This window comes from Haloferula sp., assembly GCF_049672945.1.
GTDB lineage: Bacteria > Verrucomicrobiota > Verrucomicrobiia > Verrucomicrobiales > Akkermansiaceae > Haloferula.
Genome location: NZ_JBATWY010000076.1, coordinates 39737 through 55515, shown reverse-complemented (window position 1 = coordinate 55515; position 15779 = coordinate 39737). Strand labels below are relative to the sequence as shown.

General features: G+C 57.1%; 15 protein-coding genes. 11 read left to right on the top strand and 4 right to left on the bottom strand.

Going from position 1 to position 15779, the window contains the following annotated elements; all coding sequences use genetic code 11:
* The first annotated feature begins 500 nt into the window (after positions 1–500).
* The 10 genes from WBG04_RS06500 to WBG04_RS06455 all read left to right on the top strand — a co-directional run bounded on the left by WBG04_RS06500 (position 501) and on the right by WBG04_RS06455 (position 7989).
* Positions 501–1040, top strand: coding sequence for a hypothetical protein (locus WBG04_RS06500; protein ID WP_424313571.1), 540 nt, complete (start codon positions 501–503; stop codon positions 1038–1040).
* A gap of 41 nt (positions 1041–1081) precedes the next feature.
* Positions 1082–1246, top strand: a complete 165-nt coding sequence (locus WBG04_RS06495) for a hypothetical protein (protein ID WP_424313570.1) — start codon at positions 1082–1084, stop codon at positions 1244–1246.
* 560 nt (positions 1247–1806) lie between these two features.
* Positions 1807–2625, top strand: a complete 819-nt coding sequence (locus tag WBG04_RS06490) for a hypothetical protein (protein ID WP_424313569.1) — start codon at positions 1807–1809, stop codon at positions 2623–2625.
* A gap of 699 nt (positions 2626–3324) precedes the next feature.
* Complete coding sequence (locus WBG04_RS06485; RefSeq protein WP_424313568.1) at positions 3325–4692, top strand: glycoside hydrolase family 2 TIM barrel-domain containing protein; 1368 nt, start codon at positions 3325–3327, stop codon at positions 4690–4692.
* Between the two features lie 418 nt (positions 4693–5110).
* Positions 5111–5290 (top strand): hypothetical protein, encoded by a 180-nt coding sequence (locus tag WBG04_RS06480; protein ID WP_424313567.1) that lies wholly within the window; start codon positions 5111–5113, stop codon positions 5288–5290.
* Positions 5291–5596: 306 nt separating this feature from the next.
* Positions 5597–5875 carry a hypothetical protein gene (locus WBG04_RS06475; RefSeq protein ID WP_424313566.1) on the top strand — a complete coding sequence of 93 codons (279 nt, stop codon included), beginning with the start codon at positions 5597–5599 and terminating at the stop codon, positions 5873–5875.
* A gap of 161 nt (positions 5876–6036) precedes the next feature.
* Positions 6037–6678, top strand: a complete 642-nt coding sequence (locus WBG04_RS06470) for a murein hydrolase activator EnvC family protein (RefSeq protein WP_424313565.1) — start codon at positions 6037–6039, stop codon at positions 6676–6678.
* A 39-nt stretch (positions 6679–6717) separates the two neighbouring features.
* The gene (locus WBG04_RS06465) at positions 6718–7326 is read left to right on the top strand and encodes a thermonuclease family protein (protein WP_424313564.1); all 609 of its coding nucleotides are present in this window, start codon (positions 6718–6720) and stop codon (positions 7324–7326) included.
* Entirely contained in the window at positions 7229–7591 is a 363-nt protein-coding gene (locus tag WBG04_RS06460; protein ID WP_424313563.1) for an antitoxin, read from the top strand. Before WBG04_RS06465 ends, WBG04_RS06460 begins: the two co-directional genes overlap by 98 nt.
* A complete protein-coding gene (locus tag WBG04_RS06455) occupies positions 7588–7989 on the top strand; it encodes a type II toxin-antitoxin system VapC family toxin (RefSeq protein ID WP_424313562.1) in 402 nt (133 codons plus the stop codon). Before WBG04_RS06460 ends, WBG04_RS06455 begins: the two co-directional genes overlap by 4 nt.
* A gap of 8 nt (positions 7990–7997) precedes the next feature.
* Here WBG04_RS06455 and WBG04_RS06450 read toward each other — a convergent pair whose 3' ends face one another.
* From WBG04_RS06450 to WBG04_RS06440, 3 genes are all read right to left on the bottom strand, one after another.
* Positions 7998–8513: a hypothetical protein gene (locus tag WBG04_RS06450; protein WP_424313561.1), complete on the bottom strand. Its 516-nt coding sequence runs from the start codon at positions 8511–8513 to the stop codon at positions 7998–8000.
* Between the two features lie 227 nt (positions 8514–8740).
* Positions 8741–10801, bottom strand: a complete 2061-nt coding sequence (recG, locus tag WBG04_RS06445) for an ATP-dependent DNA helicase RecG (RefSeq protein ID WP_424313560.1) — start codon at positions 10799–10801, stop codon at positions 8741–8743.
* A 12-nt stretch (positions 10802–10813) separates the two neighbouring features.
* Positions 10814–12217 (bottom strand): hypothetical protein, encoded by a 1404-nt coding sequence (locus tag WBG04_RS06440; protein WP_424313559.1) that lies wholly within the window; start codon positions 12215–12217, stop codon positions 10814–10816.
* Positions 12218–12303: 86 nt separating this feature from the next.
* Here WBG04_RS06440 and lepA point away from each other — a divergent pair, with 86 nt between their 5' ends.
* On the top strand, positions 12304–14103 hold the full coding sequence (gene lepA, locus WBG04_RS06435) for a translation elongation factor 4 (RefSeq protein ID WP_424313558.1): 1800 nt from the start codon (positions 12304–12306) through the stop codon (positions 14101–14103).
* Between the two features lie 104 nt (positions 14104–14207).
* Here lepA and WBG04_RS06430 read toward each other — a convergent pair whose 3' ends face one another.
* Positions 14208–15512, bottom strand: coding sequence for a hypothetical protein (locus tag WBG04_RS06430; protein WP_424313557.1), 1305 nt, complete (start codon positions 15510–15512; stop codon positions 14208–14210).
* Positions 15513–15779: the final 267 nt, after the last annotated feature.

The following is a 15779-nucleotide window of genomic DNA, read 5'->3' as shown; positions in this document are numbered from 1 at the left end:
GATCGGCGTGCGGAACGTTTGCGGAAGTCGGAGATAACGGCTTGCGCGGAGCGCTTTGCTTTGCCACAAAGGTGCTTGGAAAACCCTGTCAGGAACGGTTCTTTTTGAGTCACGTCTGAAGCTACCGTCGGCAGGGTTTTTCGTGGAGCAAAATCTAACAGAAAATCAACGACGGACGGCCTTAATCACGTGCCATTCGGGTCGGTCCCGTTTTTCAAGCATGGGCGTCAATTTCCTCAAGGAGGTCGGTCCTAGATTTCGAGCATTTCAAAGGGGTCCCGAGAAACGAGGGTTCGCAGTCCCTATTCAACGGCTCCCTCCTCTCCTTCCATTTTCCTCAAATGGCGAGACTGTGGCGATACGAGTTGGCGGGAGGGTAGTGCTGAGATCGATTCCAGGAGTTGCTGAGCCGAAGGCGGGGAAGTAATTTGCAACATCTGCGGGAAGCGAGGATACTCCTGCCCGTCTTATTCCTATCCACGCAGCCAAACCACGACATCATGCTCTCCGAACTCGACCTTCTCCTCGACGTCACCCATCGGCTAGAGAAGGCGGGACTTGACTACATGCTGACGGGTTCCATGGCCCTCAACTACTACGCTCAACCCCGGATGACCCGGGACATCGACATCGTCCTCGCCCTTTATCTCAAGGATCTCGAAACGCTCCCCAAAATCTTCGGAGAAGACTTCTACTTCAGCCCCGTAGCTGCCCGCGAAGCGGTCCTCCACCAAACCTGCTTCAACGTCATCCACAACGACAGCCTGATCAAAGTGGATTTCATGATCCGCAAGCGTGAGGACTACCGCCTCGTCGAGTTCGAGCGTCGCCAGCGTATCGAAGTCCAAGGCTCCTCGCTCTGGATCGTCAGCAAGGAAGATCTCATCCTCTCCAAGCTCGACTGGGCCCGCCAATCACCGAGCGAACGCCAACTTTCCGATGTCGAAAACCTACTCGCCACCGGTGCCGATTTTTACTATCTGAAGACATGGTCTCAAAAATTGAACCTGACCGATATGCTGACACGGGTTTCTCGATAGCGGACACCCCGGCAGATCTCAACGAACACCTCTTCCGCAAGATGATGGAGAAGACCGGAGCCGAACGTCTCATCATCGGTTGCCAGATGACCGATACGGCACGCGAGCTCGTCTGGTCCGGAATCTCCGTCGACCTACCAGAGGCAGAACGTCGTCAGATCTTCCTCAAGCGATTCTACGGAACAAGTCTGACTACTGCTCACTAATGAAGGATGGGAGGGGTCGGCGAGCCTACGTGGAGTGGTTGGAGAGGCGGGCCCAAAACGAAGGAGGCGAGATCGATGAGGAGGCGACGAAAGCCTTGAGGCGTGGTTGGTATTTGGGAGAGCCGAGCCTTTGCTGACAAGTTGCGCTCGCTGGTAGGAGAGCGGGAAGAGCGGCCTGTCGGTAGGGATCGGGTTGCCCGGTCTCATGATGAGGCGGGCGCGGAAGATCTGGCGAAGCGAGCCTTGTTGGCGTTGAAGCTGCCGCTTGATTCCGCTGGCCTCCTGGCCTTGCCGAAGGGGCACGAGGGGAAGGTTCTTGTTGCGGTCTTGTTGCGGGAGCGCACCCCGGTCGGCAATCGCTGGATTGTGGAACGGTTGTCGATGGGTCATATCGGCTCGGTAAGTCGCCTGATCGGCACGTTTCGGAGGGCGAAACGAGAGATGAAAAAGGTCCGTGATCTGGAGAAGATGTTACGATGCGGCACCTGACCCCTTTTCACTTTTCAGACCCCTTTCAGTTTATCCTTGAAGGGAGCTATCATTCGAATCTATCAGAAGCTATGAAAGTTATTAGTTGCTTGCTGATGATCGCTGCATTCGTTAGCGCCAATGTTGCTGCAATTGAGATCAGGGATAAGCAAGGAAGAGCTTTTGACGCTGAAATCATTTCGGCTAACGAGAAGGCTCTTACGGTTCGGCGCAGCGTCGACAATCGAACCTTCAGTATTTCCAGGGAAGATCTTGACGATAAGACCAACAAACTCGTTGATGTTTTCCTCGAAGCGGAAAGAAAGGATAAAGATTCTGGCGTGCCCAAGGTTTTTGAAGAAGCTCAATTGATTGAGGTAACTAGGGATACATCAATCAGAGTCGGTGGACAAACGCGCGTTGCGATTTCTCTAAAGGGTGTTACCTGCTACTGCACCCTGCCGGGAGCTGGAAAGATTGAAGCGGAAAGCACGGATGCTCTCGGCATAGCCGGAGGTTTCCGCTTAGTCGGAGCAGGTGGAGCCTTGAAGGTCTTCCCGACCAGATATAAGCTGGAGGATTGTCTGGAGCGGGCAGAGCGGGAACGCACTCGTAAAATTGACGATGCGAAAACTGCTGTTGGGGCAGGTTGGATCAGATCAACTGACTTAGCCAAAGTGGAGAAGTTGTTGGAACTAAGGAAGGTGAATTGGGGTCAGTGGGAGGGATACGCGCCTCAAGAGCGGATGAGGGCAGACTTAAGGGGTGAGACAGGGAAATATATCGGAAGTTACTTCGTCTATCTTACTAATGGTAAAGAAGGTTTCAGCATCACGGCTGCCTATCCTAGTACGCTTATTGAACCCGGCGAGCTCGAAGCCTTCGTCAAATCGCTATCCACGAATAGGTAAAAGCGAGTAAAAGGGATCAGTTACGAATGGCACGTGATTAAGGCCGTTCATCGTTGATTTTTTTGTTAGATTTTTCTCCATCAATGTCAATGGGGTCAGTCATTCGGGTCAGGCTCCGCGCCGCTGCAAAACCCCCACTGGCGTGCTGATCACGCGAGCTGCTGGCCTTCCTCCTTCGCCTCGTGCCTCGGCTCCGGCGGACAAGCCGGTGAACCTGTGACGTGCGCGGCGTAATTGGGAGTGCGCCCACCGTCATGGGTCCTCCCCAAAGGGGCCCTCCATGCCGCCACACACTCCGCATTACCGTGCAGGAGCCGTAGGAGTTGGTTCTTTCCGTACGGGTCTGAGCGGGGGGCCGACGGTAAAGGCGGTCCCTACCGCGTCCGCATGAACTTGCGCGATTAGATCCGAAGGTGGCCTTTGCCACGAACATGGGCGCCGTCTGTTCCGATTGGCTAGAAAGGGCTGATTCGAACCCAAATCCGGTCAACTATTGCACGAAATTACATTTGCTGATCAAGTCGCCGCGAAGTTCCCGTAGAAATCGAATCCTTCACTACCGACATTCCCAGCATTCATCATGACACCATGTTTCTCCGCTGAATCATTCGTCAGCCGAAATAGTCCGACTTTTTGCGGGATCTTCGTGCTTCTCGGTCCACCCGATCAGGTCACGCAGTAAGCGGCCGCATTTTGAATATGAGCATTCACCAGTCCGAATCCAATCTTCCGATCCGAGTCATTGCCGTAGCTGTGGTCATCGGCTTCGCGACCTTCATGGCCCTGGCGAATCGCAGTGGCGACAAACCGTCTTTGAGCGGAGAGACGACGTCGGAGGAAGTCGTTGGCGGCATGGATCACCCGGCGGATCTCGCCAGCGTACGCCTGGAAAAGAAGGCTGGTGGCGGGTGGCAGTTGCTCCGCAGCGGCGAGCCCTACTTCATCAAGGGTGCCGGGGGAGACAAGCATCTGGAAGACCTTGTTGCTGCTGGCGGCAACTCCATTCGCACCTGGGGCATCGGTGACGACACGGCGGCGTTGCTCGATCGTGCCCATGAGCTCGGCCTCAGCGTGACCCTCGGCCACTGGATGGGACACAAGCGTCATGGTTTCGACTACCACGACCCGGCGCAGGTGCGGAAGCAGCTCGACGACATGCTCGCTGCGGTCGAGCGCTTCAAGGATCATCCTGCGGTGCTCATTTGGGGCGTCGGCAACGAGGTTGAGCTCGAACAGGATGACGATCCTGTCGTCTGGAAGGCGATCAATGATGCAGCCAAAGCCATCAAGCTTATCGATCCCAACCATCCGACGATGATTGTCCTCGCCGAGCTTGGGAAGGACGAGAGCAAGGTCAAGGCGGTCGGCGCTTACTGTCCCGACATCGACATCATCGGAATCAATACCTACGATGGTGCCACCTCTGCAGTGGCCCGTCTTGCGAAACATCAGTTCGGCAGGCCCTGCATCGTCACTGAGTATGGTCCTCCGCTCTATCAGAAGGACAGCTTGGGTTCACATGCCGAAGCGACGAGTACGGAAAAGGGTGCCCTTTACGCCCGCATCTACCGCGAGGGAATCCTTTCTCATCCCGATATCTGTCTGGGGTCCTACTCATTCTTTTGGGACTCGAAGCTTGAGCTGACCGACACCTACTTCGGCCAATTTCTGATCACCGGCGAGCGGCTTGCTCAGGTGGAGGTGTTTCATGAACTTTTCGAGGCAGATTCCCCGGAGAATCGTTGTCCCGTCGTTGAGTCGCTCACGCTTTCGACGGAAAGCCGCATCACACGGCCCGGCGAAACCTTCGAGGCCCGCCTGCCGGCCAGCGACCCCGATGGCGATCCGCTCATCTGGCAGTGGGAGCTCAAGGATGAACTGAACCGAACGGTGGGTGGTGATCTTGCCGAAGGTGGTCCGGCCATCCCGAATACGGTGCAGGTTGGAGCTGATGGACGCGCCACCGTGACCTCGCCCGGCCCGGGTTCCTATCGGCTCTACGCCCGGGTGCTCGACGGAAAGGGGAATGCCGCGACGGCGAGTATCTCATTGAAGGTCAGAAATTAGTGGGGATTTATTGACGCCCTTCATTGACTCGCAGGGTCATCAGATGAAGAGAGGAGGACAGGGGCAGGCCCGGTTAGATCGATGCGGGAAGCGTTTCCAGTCAGATGCTCAGCAACGTCGACATGCTGGCGGTGTTGCCGTCGCCGTTGCTGCGGGACCATCCTTTTTCCCGGCCTCCTCGTCGCCGCGCCCTTCATAATGGCTTCATCTCTCAGTCATTGGGGAAAATCCGACTGATCAGCACCATTTTTGGCGACTCAGACCCAAAATAGGATTCCAGTTGACCCGGCCCGTCATAAAACCTATCGAAGCCGCCCTCTTGGGACTGGCCTCCAGCCAATCAAGAGGAATTCGTCCTTCTTTTTCAGCTAGGAAACCACATACCGACATGGCTACGACAAATCAGCGGAACAAAAACATGACTCGCCCAACCAAGTCCGGTGGAGCGAGAAGGAAGCGCCACAACGATCAGAAAAAGCGTCTCATCGCTTTGGGAATGGACGAAGCTGTCGTGGCACTGATGAATCCTAAAGACGTTCGTACCAAGCTGAAGCACCCTGCCAAAGTGACAAAGGAACTGGCAGCCAAGGACGCCTAAGGCGGAAAAAACGCGTTTCTTGCGTTCCTCTCGACGAGGAATGTCATGGGCTTGCCTTCATTGGTAAGGTCGGCTCGGGCATCGACCCATCTGTTAGGTCGGAGAAATTTGATCAGAATCAGGCTGCTGCCGCCGGCGTTCGGAGCGGTGGGCCACGACCTTCGTGTTGCCACCCTGAAATTGCATGAGGTCGTAGCTTCCTCCACTCGATCCTTCTCCAAGATAGACCAGCTCGTCCTTCGCCGATGAGCTGTCCGCTCCACGAAGGCACTTTGAGCATTAGCGAGAAGTATTCGGCGACGGTCGATGGCTATTTCAGCACGCCGGATCAGATCAAGCTGCGGGCGTTTTTACAACGATTTCGACAGTGTCGTGCAGGCCTTGGACGCCACGATTCCGGTGGCGACCCAGGTTGGATTTCGAGCAGGCACCGAGTCAGCCACGACCTATGTCCCATCGAATTACAGCGAGGAGAATCCGATTGGAATCCATATTCATATCAATCCCAACGAGGGCTCTGGCCTGCCGGCGCAGTTCAATTCGGTGATGCGCTCAAGCTACTGCATCGCGGTCCCAAAATCGTGAGTCGGGTCACCTCAGGATCCAGCAATTTCGCCGTTTAGGGAATCAGGGCCGTGATCCTGAAAATTACGGATTTTCACGGGCCTGTTTCCGCCGGATTTCTCTTGCCCGCTCCGCTCTTGGGGCGTGGACTTGAGCGAGTGACTTTTCGCCAGACCAAACCCATGGGTCGGCTACTTGCGCTGCTGGCCGTTTGGCTATGCTTCGGAAGTGCTACCTTGGAGGCCAAAACGGTTCGTATTCCGATCGCTGATGGCTTTGATTTTCCCGTCGGCAAGCCGAATGCGGCCGGCTACTACAAGGCGCGCGGGATGCGGCTGCGGGCGCCGGTGCATTTCGGCGAGGATTGGAATGGACGCGGAGGCGGGGATTCCGATATGGGCGACCCGGTCTACAGCATGGCCAATGGCATCGTGGTCTGGGCGTATGACGTCCGCGCCGGTTGGGGAAATGTGGTGATCATCCGTCACGCCTATCGCGATCCCTCGACCGGTCAGGTGAAGTACTGCGACTCACTCTACGGACACCTGCGCGAGATGCAGGTGAAGGTCGGCCAAACCGTCAAACGCGGGGACAAGATCGGTACGATCGGCAACAACCGGGGGATGTATGCGGCCCATCTCCACTTTGAGATTCGCCACAATATCCGGATCGGGATGCTGAGAAACAACGTGCCCAGGGATTACGAAAACTGGGCGGATCCCACGGCCTTCATCAACAAGTACCGCCGGCTCAACAAGGAATGGAGCAAGCAGGCCGTGCCGATCGGGACTTGTCCTGAATACAAGGGCTTCAAAGGGCTTTGAGTCATGGGAGTGCAGGCGAAGCAGGCTTCATGGCCAGTCGTGGTTTTGATCATCCTGGCAGCAGTGCTGTGGCTGAAGGATCACAAGCGTGATCTCGTGGCAGTCATCGCGGGCGAGGAGCAGGCGGCTGCAAGCGATGGGCGCTACGAGCGCTTTGAGGGATGCCGCCTGGTGGATGATCGCCGGAATGATGGCGATAGTTTCAAGGTGAAGCTGCCGGATGGTCGGGTCGAGGAGTTGCGCCTGTATTTTGTGGATGCTCCGGAGTCGGCATTCAAGAGCTACGGTGGGGGTCGTAATAACCACGACCGGATCAATGATCAGGCGCGCGATCTTGGCGTGTCGCCTGAGCGGGCGGTGGAGATCGGCGTTGCGGCGAAGAATTACGTTCATGAGCGTTTGGGAGGGGAGTCGTTTACGATTTTCACCGAATGGGATGACCCTTTCGAAGACCGGAGGTATCACGCCTTTGTCGAGACTTCCGATGGGGGATGGCTGCATGAGCAACTGGTGCGCGAGGGTCTGGTGAGGATTCATACCAAAGGAGGCGATGTCCCTGGTGGATTGCGGCGGAGCGGCCAGCAACAGCGACTCGAGGAGATCGAAAGCGAGGCGCGTGGCAGTGGGAGAGGCGTTTGGGGGGATTGACGGATCGAAGGAAGCAGGGTATATACCGTATATGACAACAACGGTTTTTCTTAATGGTCGGTCGCAGGCCGTGCGGATCCCCAAGGCTCTTAGGTTTGAGGGGAAGGAGGTAACGGTGCGCCGATTGGGCGACGGGGTTTTGCTTGAGCCGATCAAGGCCGAGGTTTGGCCTAGAGGATATTTTGACGAGATCCGAATCGAGGATCCCGGATTTGTGCGGATGGATCAGGGGGAATTGCCTTCGTCGGTCGATCTGGGAGCATGAAGTATTTGCTGGATACGAATGTATGCATCCGGGTCCTACGTGGAGATAAGGAGGTGGGCAGACGGATGGGTGCTAGTTCGCCCGACGACTGTGGAGTTTCGATGGTGAGTGTCTTTGAGTTGTTTTCTGGCGTGGAGAGATGCCGAGACCCGGAAAGCGAAGCTCGCAAGGTAATGATTTTTCTCAAGCCGCTGCATTTGATTCCCTTCGATTGGGATTCGGCTTTGAGATCGGCGGGGGTTCGATGGGATCTGGAGAAAGCGGGTCAGAGAATCGGGCCCTATGATCTTCAACTTGCCGGTCAGGCCTTGGCTTTGGATGTCACGCTTGTGACCCACAACACTCAAGAGTTCGAGCGCGTTGTGGGTCTGAGGTTAGAGGACTGGCAGGACGGGTAACAGCTTGGCTATTCCCTCTCCGAATCGACCTCAGCGAGGAGGTCGCGCGTTTCGAGGGCGTTGATGACGGCGGGGATGATGACACGTCCTCCAGAGCTAGTGTTCATTGAGAGCGTTGCAACATTGGGAGAATCCGATTCATCAATCTGATAGTCGACGATCTGATTGAAGTGGATTTTTCGATCAGACTTGAGGTCAATGATTCGAAGGAAAGCTCCCTCTACCCGTGCTCGAAACTGGTCGGCTCTTCGTGAGCCGCGACGGTATCCAATGGTGCTGGCGTAGACCGTCCCCGTGGCCCACGCTAGCGTGACACCGGTCGCGATAGCGCCCAGCAGGTTAGCGAAAGGAACCCAAGCTTTGGATGTTTCATCGGAAAGTACTCCCGCGACGAGCAATGCGCCCACGAATAGTATGAGAGTGCTTATGAGACGGACGGTGACGACCTCCTCCTTTGCCGAGACACGGATAAATTCGTTCCGATCGATTTTGATATCGAAAGTGTGAGGAGTGGTGGTTGTCATGCCGGAGAGTTTCGCTGATCGGGCGATCTACAGCTATTCCAAGCGACAGGTTCGTTTGGAATATCCCGGGGCCGTAGAAGGCGATTCGGGGGATGGGCGGGGCTGAGGAGCGTCGAGATTCTCTCGACTGAGTGGTGTCGGCATTCTGCCGACTGTTGGCGGGTAGGCGGACAGAATGTCCGCGGCCCGCAGCGTTCAGGATGAACGCGCTCCGTTGCGCGTTACGCTCAGACCGAGGCGATGGGATCGGTCGGGGGCTCGTGGATGAGGGCGAGAAGATTCGCGTGCGGACCTGTTAGCGTGGGGTCTTCGCTGATGACCTGATCAGCCAGCGAGCGGGCTTCGCGCAGGAGGGCGGTGTCGGCGAGGAAGTCGGGAAAGCGAAGGTCGCCGAGGCCGCTCTGCATGGTGCCGAGGACATCGCCGGGTCCGCGCAAACGAAGGTCTTCTTCGGCGATGACGAAGCCGTCGCTGGTCCTGGCCATGACTCCGAGCTTCTCCATGGCTTCCTCACTTTTACCATCTGTTAGAAGGATGCAGTAGCTCTTGTGTTCACCGCGACCGATGCGGCCGCGAAGCTGGTGGAGCTGGGCGAGGCCGAAGCGTTCGGCATGATGGATGATCATCAGGTTGGCGTTCGGCACATCGACGCCGACCTCGATGACGGTGGTGGCGACGAGGACATCGATCTCACCATCGCGGAAGCGGCGCATGATGGATTCCTTTTCCTCGGGATCGATCTTTCCGTGGATCAGACCGACTTCATATTTGGAGAGTCGTTTCTTCCACTTCTCATGGGCGGCGGTGGCGGACTCGGCCTTGAGTTTGTCGCTGTCTTCGACCAGAGGATAAACCATGTAGGCCTGACGGCCCTGATCGAGCTGTTCTTTGACGAATTTGGTGAGGTCGGTCTGTTTCGGTTTCACGCGCAGGGCGGTGACCAATTTTCCGCGTCCGGCGGGACGTTCATCGAGGATGGAGACATCGAGGTCGCCGTAGATGGTCATGGTGAGCGTGCGCGGGATCGGCGTGGCGGTCATGACGAGGACGTCGGGCTGCGTGCCTTGGGCGATAAGTCTTCCGCGCTGGAGGACGCCGAACTTGTGTTGTTCGTCGATGACGATCAGGCCGAGGTCCTGGAAGGTGACCGAGTCGAAGAGCAGGGCGTGGGTGCCGATGATGATCTGCGGCTCGCCGGCGAGGTCGATGTGGGAGTTTTCCTGACGATTGGCGGTTCGCAGCGCGACGCGGATGCCGAGCGGTTCGAGCCATTGGCGGAAGGTCAGGTAGTGCTGCTCGGCAAGGATCTGGGTTGGTGCCATCAGGGCAGCCTGCACGCCGGAGTCGATGGCCAGCAGCATCGAGGCCACCGCGACGAAGGTTTTTCCGGAACCGACGTCGCCTTGTAGCAGGCGGTTCATCGGCCGGGCTTGTCGGAGGTCGGCGAGGATCTCCTTGATGGAGCGTTTCTGGGCACCTGTTAGGTCGAAGGGCAGGCTTTGGTAAAAGGCTTTAAGGAGGGTGGTCTTCTTGCCAAGCACGCGACCGTTCGAGTGAAGGATGCGTGAGCGGCGCCAGACGACGTTGAGCTGGAGGGCGAAGAATTCCTCGAGGGCGAAGCGGCGGCGGGCGGCTTCCGTTTGTTCGATCGAGTCCGGGAAATGAACTTCGCGGTAGGCTTCGTGGCAGGGATAGCTGTCGTCCACCTCGTAGGCGGAGGCGAGGGTGCCCGGGACGACCTTTTTCAGTATGAGGTACTGCAACTCTCGTAGTCGACGTTGCGGGATGCCCGAGATGTTGCGGTAGACGGGGACGATGCGTTCGAGATGGATGGAGGGGCCGGAGTCGTCCTTGATGACTTCGAACTCGGGGTGGTCGATCACGATGCGGCCCTGGAAGTCCTTGGGTTTGCCATGGAGAATGACTTCTTGTCCGGCGGCGAGAACCTTCGAGAGGAAGGGCATGTTGAACCAGCGGCAGGTGAGGGTTGCCGGGCCGAGGGCGGGCTGACCGGAGGCGTCGGTGACGATGGCTTCGTAGAAGCGGACCCGGCCGCCGAAACGATTCCGGGTATCGATGACGGTTCCGCGGATGCAGATGGCAGGGCCACCGGGTGCGGCGGGAAAGGCATCGAAGCGGCGGCGGTCTTCGTAGCGCTTCGGCAGCCAATCGAGGAGCTGTCGGACCCTGAGGATGCCGACTGCTGATAGCGACAGGACCTCCTTGGGCGTGAGGAAGTCGCAGGCGGCGAGCTCGGAGTCGGAGGGAATCGAGATGGGAGCTTCCATTCGAAGAGTCAATCAATCGAGAAGCTCAAGCTGCTCGGGATTGGTCATCCGGAGGACCATTTTCCGGCGGCTGCTTTCCGGGCTCCAGCGGCCGCTGAAACGGGCATGTTTTCCTTCGAAGTCCTTGAGGGTCCCGAGGTCGAAGTCTTTCCAGTCCGAGCTGCGAAACATGGCCCAGAGGACTTGATCTCCTTGGTCTGTCTTGAACTGCAGGTAGTGGGATTTTCCAGTGCTGCTTGATTCGGTGCTGGTGACTATTCCCGCGAGAGTGGCTTTTTCGCCACTGGTGATGAGGATGCTTGCTTCGGCCTCGGCGGCCATTTCGGCAGCTCGTCGGTTGATGGCTTCCAAACTGGATTCGCTGCTTGCTGGCTTCGAGGTCGCCTTTGGGGTAGGAGTCGGCTTCGGAGTCGTCGCCGCTGGAGTCGGCGAGGATTTCGGCACGGCGGAGGTGCGCTGGGCAGGCTCCCCTTGGGCCATGGCTGGCGCTTGAGCAATGGGTGGATTCATCTGGCGCCAGAGGAGGATGCCGGCCGCGCCAAGTGCGAGGATACCTGAGAGCAGCCAAGGCCAGATCACAGGGCGATTGACGAAGACCACTTGCTGGGGTGCCGGTGCGGGCGGAAGGGCGGCGGCAACTGGATTGGCTTGGGCTTCGGCTGCCGAGGCTTCGACGATGGTGGCGGGTTCGTGCAGAGCGGCTTTGGCCTGGGCGAGAGTCCAGGTGTTGGGTTCGTCTCGCAGGGTTTTGACCCAGGCACCCAGACCGGCACCGGAGCTGCGGGAGATCATCTGGCCGCGCCAGCCAGAGAGGGTTTCGACCATTTCGAGCAGTGGCTTGAGGTCGGAGCGGACGCTTGGATCGCCGAGCCAGCGGAGAGGAGAAATCCAGAAGGTGACTTGGCGGGCGGCGTCCTGATCGGAAACGATGATGGTGGTGGGATCGGTTTCGATCCAGATTGCCTCTTCACCAAAGGCTTCGGAAAGAATTTGAGAGGTTTCCAAAGCCAGATCGGCGATCGCTCGGACCGATTCGGGGCTGAGGTGACCGTCCTTCATGCGTTCGCTGAGCATTTCTCCCTCGAGCCACTCGGTGACGAGGAAGGGCATGCCGTCGACGGGGTCCGTTCCGCCATCGAGGACGGAGCGCAGGGCCGGGTGCGAAATCTCCTGGAGCCGTTTGACTCCGATCTCGTAGGCGAGCTTTTCCTCACCCTGCAGGCCACCGCCATCGGTGCCGAAGGGGAAGAATCTCCGGACGACGACTTCCTTGCCGGATTCCCTGTCTTGGGCATGAAAAGACACGCCGCTGCCGTCCTGGCTGAGGATGTCGAGAATCTCGTAGCGGTTTGTCACTTCAAGGAGTACTAGCAGAGGAGGAGGGTGGTCGGCAATCCCGCGAAGGGGTTTGATCACCGGGATATTCTTTTTCCGTGATTTTCGGCCGAGTCCGGGCTTTCCTGCGCCCGCCCGGAGCTTCCTCCGCTGCTTCTGATCCCATCATGGCCACTGAGTTTACACGCAATTTCTCGATCATCGCCCACATTGATCACGGCAAGACCACGCTGTCTGACCGTTTGTTGGAGTTCACCAGCACGATTTCAGATCGTCAGAAGCAGGACCAACTTCTCGACGCCATGGATCTCGAGCGGGAGAAGGGGATTACGATCAAATCGCACCCAGTGGCGATGAAGTACAAGGCCAAGGATGGGGTTGTCTACAATCTCAATCTCCTTGATACGCCCGGTCACGTGGACTTCTCCTATGAAGTGGCGCGCTCGCTCGCCGCTTGTGAGGGAGCGATCTTGATGATCGATGCGGCGCAAGGGGTGGAAGCGCAGACCATGGCGAACCTTCACCTCGCGCTGGATCAGAATCTTCTGATCATTCCCGTGCTCAATAAAATCGACTTGCCCGCTGCGGATGTCGACCGCTGCAAGCAACAGCTCGAAGACATCCTGGCGATTCCCGCTGAGGACGCGATTCCTGCCTCCGCGAAAAATGGCATCGGCATCGAGGACATTCTCGAGGCCGTGGTCGCGCGCGTGCCAGCACCAGTAGAGAATCCCGACAAGTTGCTGCGGGCGACGGTGTTCGATTCGATTTACGATACCTTCCGTGGAGTCGTCTCTTATGTGCGGGTGTTCTCCGGATCGATTCGGAAGGGTCAGCGCATCAAGCTTTTTGCCACCGGCAAGACCTACGAAGTGAAAGAGTGTGGTGTCTTTACTCCGAAGATGACCAAACGCGATAACCTGGTGGCGGGTGATGTGGGCTACTTGATCGCCAACATGAAGTCGGCGGACGAAGCGAAGATTGGTGATACCGTTACCGACTCGACACATCCATGCCCTGAAGCACTTCCTGGTTATAAAGAGATTCAGCCGATGGTTTTCTCAGGGATCTATCCTGTTGACTCGTCCGATTATGAATCACTGAAAATGGCCATGGGTAAGCTGCAGATCAACGATGCGGCCTTCACGTTCATGTCGGAAAGTTCGACTGCGTTGGGCTTTGGTTTCCGTTGTGGATTCCTCGGCCTTCTTCACATGGAGATCATTCAGGAACGTCTGCGTCGCGAGTTCAACATGGATGTCATCTCGACCTATCCATCGGTGATCTACGAGGTCACGAAGACGAATGGAGAGGAATTGATCGTGGATAACCCTGCGATGCTTCCTGAGCAGCAAGTGATCCAGGAAATCCGTGAGCCGATGGTGCGGATCTTCATTATGATTCCGGGTGAGTTTATCGGTGACATCATGGCGCTGGTCATGGAGAAGCGTGGTGAAGTGACTCACACGGAAACGATCGACGACAGCCGCGTGATGCTGACCTCTGAGTTGCCTCTCGCTGAGATTTTGGTCGATTTCAATGACCGGATGAAATCGATGACTCGTGGTTACGGTTCAATGGATTACGAGCACTGCGGGTATCGCCCGGCGAAGATGGTCAAGATGGACATCATGATCGCGAGCGAACCGGTCGAAGCGTTCTCGACGATCGTGCATCGTGAAAAGGCTGAGTCCTACGGTCGTGCGTTGGCGCTGCGTCTGAAGGAAGTGATTCCCCGGCAGTTGTTCGTTGTCGCGATTCAGGCCTGTATCGGTGGCAGCATCATTGCCTCGGAGCGAATCTCTGCGATGAGCAAGAATGTGACCGCCAAGTGCTACGGTGGTGACATCTCCCGGAAGCGCAAACTACTTGAGAAACAGAAGAAGGGTAAGGAAAAGATGAAGGCCTTCGGCAAGGTGAACATCCCGCAGGATGCCTTCATCAAGGTGCTGAAGTCCGGGGACTAGCTTGTGCCCCTCGGGTTGATCGGGTCCGGCTTTCAGGCCTGGCGGGCAATGATGGGCCCGTCCCGCTGGGAAGAGCTACGAAAGAAGAGCGGACGCCGCTACGATTACTCGAATAGCAGATCCTTGGTCTCGTCGCGCTGGCTTTCCTTCGAGCAGTTCCAGAAGATGAGAAGGCCGACCCATTGGGCCATGAGGAAGCTCAATGCCAGGTTGGCAGGGGCGAGTGCGGCCATGGCGAGAAGCATCGTGGCGATGATGACAGGGGCAAGAATCCGCTGATGGGCCGTGTCAGGCGTGACACGGATGAGACCTCCCAGGATGATGAAGGAGGCCAGAAGAACCATCCTGAGATTAAGCACGGTTTCACCCATCATGATGACCCGGACAGGGTTGATGGAGACCACCATCAAGGATGCCAGGAAGCATACGGTGGCAAGCGACCTGATTTGCCAACTGACAGCACTGAGCCGTCGAAAGGCGGGAGCGATCAAGACAAGGCCTGCTGCGAGAAAAGTGAGTGAGGCAAACCAGTCGGAAGGACGACCGCGATTCTGATCACCGAGTGAAGCCGTAAAAAGGGCAAGAAGTGGCGCAATAACCAGGGCAACGATCGGCGTCAGGAATCGCATTTTCCGAAGAACGGTGAAGGCGGAATTGGTGGAGAATGCGCGGGTCAGGGCGAGTTCGCACGATTGGGTCATGCAGCCGCGCATGAGAATGAGCATGCTGAGGACTTCTGTTCCTTCCTCAAGACCGGTGCGGAGTGCTTTCACTGCCTGGCCATCCCATGGGAGTCGGCCTTCAAGAAGTTCCTGAAAGGGAACCGTGCCCATCATGCCGAAGCCGATGAACATCAGGACAAAGGTGTGAAGTGGGACGTGGGGGGATTTCCAGAAATTCAGCATGGCCTTGGCCAGCATGCCCGCAATGAACAGTCCTACTGGAATCCGAACCAGCCAGGTTCCGAGTCCGAGTGCTTGGGTGACTTTCGACTGCCTTTCGTGAATGGAGCCGACCTCATCGGCGGAGAGCGCAATCAGGAGAACACCGATGAACAACCACGACTTTGCGGCGGCGGGGTCTTTTTTCCGGAGGAGAGCAAAGCCGTCGAAGGCGTAGATGCCGCCCAAGGCGAGAAGGGTGCCGGACCACCAGGAACCGATGTTGTTCTCGCGTGCCAGGCTGAAGCGATTGAGTATCACCGAGGTGGTCGCCGGGGTGGTATCGAGCATCTGGAAGATGGTGGCGAGAATCAGGACGCAGGAGAAAACAATGCCGACCGTGAAGCAAATACCCGGGATGTTGGGCTGAAGTGCGTAGGCGGCTGCTGATATCCGGTCATGATGGCCGGCGGCTGACTGGTCTTGAGTCGACTCGCGAGCGATGGAGGCTTTGCGGGGGAATTGCATGGGGGGTGGGGGTATGAAATATCGAGGGGAAAGCTTGAACGATCGGTGGAAACCGATGGCCCGATGGATTTTGTCCTCCCCTTTTAAAAAACCGAAGTCCTCCAGGCCTGATTCAGGCCGAGTCTTTACGATCTTTGAGTTAAGGGGGATACCGCAGCAGATAAAATGAGAGGTTGGCTGAAACGAGTCATGCCAATCGGTCCTGCTGTTGCTGAAGTCTTCTTTAGCGACCGCACTTGGAAAAATCCAGAAAATTTATACGGGCTC

What these genes read in the sequence shown, in the direction of transcription:
- WBG04_RS06470 (WP_424313565.1), top strand. Translation starts at nt 6,037, where the DNA reads ATGGGTCGGCTACTTGCGCTGCTGGCCGTTTGGCTATGCTTCGGAAGT.
- WBG04_RS06500 (WP_424313571.1), top strand. Translation starts at nt 501, where the DNA reads ATGCTCTCCGAACTCGACCTTCTCCTCGACGTCACCCATCGGCTAGAG.
- WBG04_RS06430 (WP_424313557.1), bottom strand. Translation starts at nt 15,512, where the DNA reads ATGCAATTCCCCCGCAAAGCCTCCATCGCTCGCGAGTCGACTCAAGAC.
- WBG04_RS06450 (WP_424313561.1), bottom strand. Translation starts at nt 8,513, where the DNA reads ATGACAACCACCACTCCTCACACTTTCGATATCAAAATCGATCGGAAC.
- WBG04_RS06460 (WP_424313563.1), top strand. Translation starts at nt 7,229, where the DNA reads ATGTCCCTGGTGGATTGCGGCGGAGCGGCCAGCAACAGCGACTCGAGG.
- WBG04_RS06485 (WP_424313568.1), top strand. Translation starts at nt 3,325, where the DNA reads ATGAGCATTCACCAGTCCGAATCCAATCTTCCGATCCGAGTCATTGCC.
- WBG04_RS06490 (WP_424313569.1), top strand. Translation starts at nt 1,807, where the DNA reads ATGAAAGTTATTAGTTGCTTGCTGATGATCGCTGCATTCGTTAGCGCC.
- WBG04_RS06495 (WP_424313570.1), top strand. Translation starts at nt 1,082, where the DNA reads ATGATGGAGAAGACCGGAGCCGAACGTCTCATCATCGGTTGCCAGATG.
- WBG04_RS06480 (WP_424313567.1), top strand. Translation starts at nt 5,111, where the DNA reads ATGACTCGCCCAACCAAGTCCGGTGGAGCGAGAAGGAAGCGCCACAAC.
- recG (WP_424313560.1), bottom strand. Translation starts at nt 10,801, where the DNA reads ATGGAAGCTCCCATCTCGATTCCCTCCGACTCCGAGCTCGCCGCCTGC.
- lepA (WP_424313558.1), top strand. Translation starts at nt 12,304, where the DNA reads ATGGCCACTGAGTTTACACGCAATTTCTCGATCATCGCCCACATTGAT.
- WBG04_RS06475 (WP_424313566.1), top strand. Translation starts at nt 5,597, where the DNA reads ATGGCTATTTCAGCACGCCGGATCAGATCAAGCTGCGGGCGTTTTTAC.
- WBG04_RS06455 (WP_424313562.1), top strand. Translation starts at nt 7,588, where the DNA reads ATGAAGTATTTGCTGGATACGAATGTATGCATCCGGGTCCTACGTGGA.